The sequence below is a fragment of the Melaminivora alkalimesophila genome (genome assembly GCF_000282995.1).
GTDB classification, from domain to species: domain Bacteria; phylum Pseudomonadota; class Gammaproteobacteria; order Burkholderiales; family Burkholderiaceae_C; genus Melaminivora; species Melaminivora alkalimesophila.
In genome coordinates this window covers 1-5,396 of record NZ_ALEE01000272.1, presented here as the reverse complement: position 1 = coordinate 5,396, position 5,396 = coordinate 1, and the positions used below count along the sequence as shown (strand labels likewise).

5 protein-coding genes are annotated in these 5,396 nt (G+C 71.0%); all 5 read right to left on the bottom strand.

Translation table 11 applies throughout. The features are described from left to right. Nucleotides 1-13 precede the first annotated feature (13 nt). Nucleotides 14-748: a hypothetical protein gene (locus tag A612_RS05095; RefSeq protein WP_019373459.1), complete on the bottom strand. Its 735-nt coding sequence runs from the start codon at nucleotides 746-748 to the stop codon at nucleotides 14-16. Nucleotides 749-772: 24 nt separating this feature from the next. Continuing rightward, complete coding sequence (locus A612_RS05090) at nucleotides 773-1,888, bottom strand: Re/Si-specific NAD(P)(+) transhydrogenase subunit alpha (RefSeq protein WP_019373458.1); 1,116 nt, start codon at nucleotides 1,886-1,888, stop codon at nucleotides 773-775. A 179-nt stretch (nucleotides 1,889-2,067) separates the two neighbouring features. Further along, complete coding sequence (fba, locus tag A612_RS05085) at nucleotides 2,068-3,132, bottom strand: class II fructose-bisphosphate aldolase (RefSeq protein ID WP_019373457.1); 1,065 nt, start codon at nucleotides 3,130-3,132, stop codon at nucleotides 2,068-2,070. A 128-nt stretch (nucleotides 3,133-3,260) separates the two neighbouring features. Beyond that, the gene (gene pyk, locus A612_RS05080; RefSeq protein ID WP_019373456.1) at nucleotides 3,261-4,697 is read right to left on the bottom strand and encodes a pyruvate kinase; all 1,437 of its coding nucleotides are present in this window, start codon (nucleotides 4,695-4,697) and stop codon (nucleotides 3,261-3,263) included. Nucleotides 4,698-4,783: 86 nt separating this feature from the next. Beyond that, on the bottom strand, nucleotides 4,784-5,396 hold a 613-nt coding region (locus tag A612_RS05075), incomplete at its 5' end, for a M20/M25/M40 family metallo-hydrolase (protein ID WP_019373455.1).

The window sequence follows — 5,396 nt, the reverse complement described above, 5'->3', positions numbered from 1 at the left end:
TCGGCGCTGGCCGTCACTGCGGCAGCGGCTGGGGAAAGGGTGGCAGCACCAGGCGGCCGTCCATCATGCCGGCGCTCACGCGCGCGGCCTCGCGCAGCTGGTGCATCCATTCCTGCGCCGGGCGGCCGGCGCGCAGGAACTCCATGTTGTTGCGCGTGGGCGGGCGCAGCAGCCGCTGGTCGGCCAGCACGTCGATGGCGATGAAGCCGCCCTCGGGCGTGGAATAGCGGTAGGCGACGTGGGAGTGCGGCCGCGCCGGCACGGCCCCGTGCGCGGCCAGCATCTGCGCCAGCTGCGGGCGGCTGGCCTCCAGGTAACTGTCCAGGTCGGCGCGGCGCCGGTAGCGCAGGCAGTCGATGCGCACCGGGCTGCCCTGCGTGGCGTCCTCGACCTGCACGCCCTTTTGCGCCGGGCAGGACCAGGTCCAGAGTGTGGTGTCGCGCGGGTAATTGGTGGCGTTGGTCTGCACCAGCACGCTGGCCAGCAGCTCGCCGCCGCGGCCGCGCAAGCCCAGCAGCCGCGAGTGCATCGGCAGGTCGTGCGCCACGTCGTCCGGCAGCACGTCGAACACGGTGGCGTCCTCGGCCAGCGGGGTCCACGGCTGCCCCGGCGGCAGCTCCAGCTGCGCGCGGCCCACGCGCACCAGATCGGGCTGCAGCGGCGCGCAGGCGGTCAGGGCGGCCAGCGCCGCCACGGCCAGCGCCGGGCGCAGCGCCTGGGGTGTGCGGAGAAGCGTTCGGAGGCTCAAGATGGAATTCCTGTGGGAAGGCATTCAGGCGCGCGTCACCTGGCCGGCGTGCGCCACCAGGCAGGCGGCGACGATGTCGTCGTCCCGGTCGATGTGCAGTGCGCCGTCCTTGTCGATGATCAGCTTGAGAAAGTCGAGCACGTTGCGCGCGTACAGCGCCGAGGCGTCGGCCGCGACCAGCGCCGGCAGGTTCGTCTCGCCCACCAGCGTCACGCCCTGGTGCACCACCGTGCGCCCGGCCTGTGTCAGCGGGCAGTTGCCGCCCTGCGCGGCCGCCAGGTCGACGATCACCGATCCCGGCTTCATCGCCTCGACCATCTCCTGCGTGACCAGCACCGGCGCCGCGCGCCCGGGGATCAGCGCCGTGGTGATGACCACGTCGGCCTGCGCCACGCGCTTGGCGACCTCGACCTTCTGGCGCTCCAGCCAGCTCGGCGGCATGGGCCGGGCGTAGCCGCCCACGCCCTCGGCGGCCTCGCGCTCCTCGTCGGTCTCGTAGGGCACGTCGATGAACTTCGCGCCCAGGGATTCGACCTGCTCCTTCACGCTCGGGCGCACGTCGCTCGCCTCGATCACGGCGCCCAGGCGCTTGGCCGTGGCGATCGCCTGCAGCCCCGCCACGCCCACGCCCAGCACCACCACGCGCGCCGCCTTCACGGTGCCCGCGGCCGTCATCAGCATGGGAAAGAAACGCTGGTAGCGTTCGGCGGCGATCAGCACCGCCTTGTAGCCCGCGACGTTCGCCTGCGAGGAGAGCACGTCCATGCTCTGCGCGCGCGTGGTGCGCGGCGCGGCCTCCAGCGCGTAGGCCGTCACCCCGGCGGCCGCCAGCCGCGCCAGGCCCTCGGCATCGAAAGGGTTGAGCATGCCGACCAGCGTCGCGCCCGGGCGCAGCAGCGCCTCCTCGCCCGCGGCCGGCGCGCGCACCTTGAGCACCAGCTCGCAGCCCCAGGCACCGGCCGCGTCGACCAACTCCGCCCCGGCGGCGGCGAAGGCCGCGTCGGTCACGCTGGCGGCCACGCCCGCGCCGGACTGCACGCGCACGGTGTGGCCCTGCGCCGTGAGCTTCTTGACCGTCTCCGGTGTGGCGGCAACGCGCGTCTCGCCGGGCACGGTCTCGGCGGGCACTCCAATCAGCATCGTGTCGTCTCCTGCGCGGGAAGCCTGGGCTTCGTTCGGTTGCGTACTTCTGCTTACCCTGAGCTTACATGAAGAATTTCCTGCTTTAGCGCGGTCGTGCGAAAAAAGCACAGGCGCCAAAAAAACCCGCTGCCCTGGCGGGAGCGGGTTCGGGTTGCCGGGGCCCTGGCCGGCCGGCTTCAGTGGACCACCTGGCGCAGCTCGCCGGCCGCGTAGCGCGCCGCCATCTGCTCGAGCGTCAGGCCCTTGATCTTCGCGCCCTGGCCCTCGCAGCCGAACTCCAGGTAGCGCGCCTTGCAGATCGCCTTGGCGGCCTCGCGCGCCGGCTTCATCCACTCGCGCATGTCGAACTTGTCGGGGTTCTCGGCCTGGAACTTGCGCACCGCGCCGGTCATCGCCAAGCGGATGTCGGTGTCGATGTTGATCTTGCGCACGCCGTGCTTGATGGCTTCCTGGATCTCCTTGACGGGCACGCCGTAGGTTTCCTTCATCTTGCCGCCGTACTGGTTGATGATCGCCAGCAGCTCCTGCGGCACCGAGGACGAGCCGTGCATGACCAGGTGCGTGTTCGGGATGCGCGCGTGGATTTCCTTGACGCGCTGGATCGACAGCACATCGCCGGTGGGCGGGCGCGAGAACTTGTAGGCGCCGTGGCTGGTGCCGATGGCGATCGCCAGCGCGTCGAGCTGGGTTTCCTTGACGAACTGCGCGGCTTCCTCGGGGTCGGTCAGCAGCTGGTCGTGGCTGAGCTTGCCGACGGCGCCGACGCCGTCCTCCTCGCCCGCCTCGCCGGTCTCCAGCGACCCCAGGCAGCCCAGCTCGCCCTCCACCGTGACGCCCACCTTGTGCGCCATCTCCACCACGCGGCGCGTGACCTCGACGTTGTAGGCGAAGTCGGAGGGCGTCTTGCCGTCTTCCAGCAGCGAGCCGTCCATCATCACCGAGCCGAAGCCCAGCGCGATGGCGCCCTCGCACACGGCGGGCGAGGTGCCGTGGTCCTGGTGCATGACCAGCGGGATGTGCGGGTAGGCCTCGACGGCCGCCTGGATCAGGTGCTTGATGAAGCTCTCGCCCGCGTACTTGCGCGCGCCGGCGCTGGCCTGCAGGATCACCGGCGCGCCCACCTCGTCGGCGGCGGCCATCACGGCCTGCACCTGCTCCAGGTTGTTGACGTTGAAGGCGGGGATGCCATAGCCGTGTTCCGCGGCATGGTCGAGCAGTTCGCGCATCGAGACGAGGGGCATGGGTTCGATCCGTTCCAGGGGTTGGGGGATGCGGCGTGGTAACCGCTTCGTAACCGCCCGATTCTACCCAGCACCCCCGGCCGCACGCCCGCGCAGGGGCATGGCGGCGCCCGGGCCGGCCGCGGGCGCTACTGCGCGCGGCAGATCTTCAGCATGTTCGTGCCGCCCGGCTGGCCCATGGGCTCGCCGCAGGTGATCACGTACAGGTCGCCCTGCTGCACGATGCCGCGCATCTTCAGGTGGCCCTCGGCCTGCTCCAGCGCGGTGTCGCGGTCGGCGCTGGTGTCGATCAGCAGCGGCCGCACGTTGCGGTACAGCGCCATGCGCCGCTGCGTCGCGACCTTCGGCGTCAGCGCGTAGATCGGGATGTGCACGCGCCGGCGGCTCATCCACAGCGCCGTCGAGCCGCTGTCGGTCATGGCGACGATGGCCTTGGCGCCCAGGTGGTGCGCGGTGAACAGCGCCCCCATGGCGATCGACTGGTCGATGCGCCCGAGCGTGCAGGCCGCGAAATCCGAATCGCGCTCCGGGTCCTCGGCGGCCTCCGCCGCGGCGCAGATCTTCGCCATCTCCTGCACCGTCTCCAGCGGGTACTTGCCGGCCGCCGTCTCGGCGCTGAGCATCACCGCGTCCGTGCCGTCGAGCACGGCGTTCGCCACGTCGCTCACCTCGGCGCGCGTGGGCACCGGGTTGGTGATCATGCTCTCCATCATCTGCGTGGCGGTGATGACCACCTTGTCCATCTCGCGCGCCATGCGGATCATCTTCTTCTGCAGCGCCGGCACCGCCGCGTTGCCCACCTCCACCGCCAGGTCGCCGCGCGCGACCATGATGCCGTCGGAGACGCGCAGGATCTCCTCGAGCAGCGGCACCGCCTCGGCGCGCTCGATCTTCGCGATCAGCCCCGGCCGGTGGCGGTAGGGCGCCGCCGCCACGTTGCACAGCTGGCGCGCCATCTCCATGTCGGTGGCGTTCTTCGGGAAGCTCACGGCCACGTAGTCCGCCTGGAATCCCATGGCGGTGCGGATGTCCTCCATGTCCTTGGCGGTGAGCGCCGGCGCCGTCAGGCCCCCGCCCTGCTTGTTGATGCCCTTGTTGTTCGACAGCTCGCCGCCCACGCGCACGGTGGTGCAGACCTGCTCGCCGCGCACCGCGTCCACGGTAAGTTCGATCAGTCCATCGTTGAGCAGCAGGATGTCGCCCGGCTTCACGTCGCGCGGCAGCTCCTTGTAATCGAGGCCCACGCCGGCCTCGTCGCCGGGCTCGCTGCGCTCGGCGTCGAGCACGAAGGGCTGGCCGGCCTGCAGCATCACGCGGCCGCCGGCGAACTTGCCGACGCGGATCTTCGGGCCCTGCAGGTCGGCCATGATGGCGACCTCGCGCCCGGCGCGCTGCGCCGCCTCGCGCACCATGGCGGCGCGCTGCACGTGGTCCTCGGCCGTGCCGTGGCTGAAGTTCAGCCGCACCACGTTCACGCCCAGGGCGATCATCCGCTCGAGCAGCTGCGGCTCGCTCGACGCAGGGCCCAGGGTGGCGACGATCTTGGTGGCACGGCGGATGCGCATGGGTTTCAGGCTCCAGGGAGGTAATCGAGTTTCCATTCTGGCATGGAAGCGGTTACGGCCGGCGCCACCCGCCCCGGGGCGTGCGCTCAGGCGGCGGCACCCGTCCGCGCGAAGAAGGCCTGCGCCAACCGCACCCAGTAGGTCGAACCGATGGGCAGCAGCGCGTCGTTGAAGTCGTAGTTCGGGTTGTGCAGCTCGCACGGCCCCATGCCGGTGTACTGCGCCTCGCGGTGCGCGCCCTCGCCGTTGCCGAGGAACAGGTAGCAGCCCGGCACCTTCTCCAGGTAGAAGGCAAAGTCTTCCGCGCCGCCGTGCTGCGGCATCTGGCCATCGACCCGCTCGGCGCCGAAGACCTCGCGCGCCACCTGCATGGCGAAGTCGGTCGGGCCGTCCCAGTTGACCAGCGGCGGGTAGGCGCGGTGGAAATGCAGCTCGCCGCTGCCGCCGTGCACCTGCGGCAGCAGCTCGACCATGCGCCGCATGCGCTCCTCGATCTCGTCGAGCACGGCGGTGCTGTAGGTGCGCACCGTGCCGCGGACCACGGCCTCGCCGGGCAGCACGTTGTAGGCGTCGCCGGCGTGGATCTGCGTCACGCTCAGCACCGCCACGTCGATGGGGTTCCTGTGGCGCGAGATCAGCGTCTGCAGCTGGCCCACCAGCTCGGCGGCGATGACGATGGTGTCCACCGCCTTGTGCGGC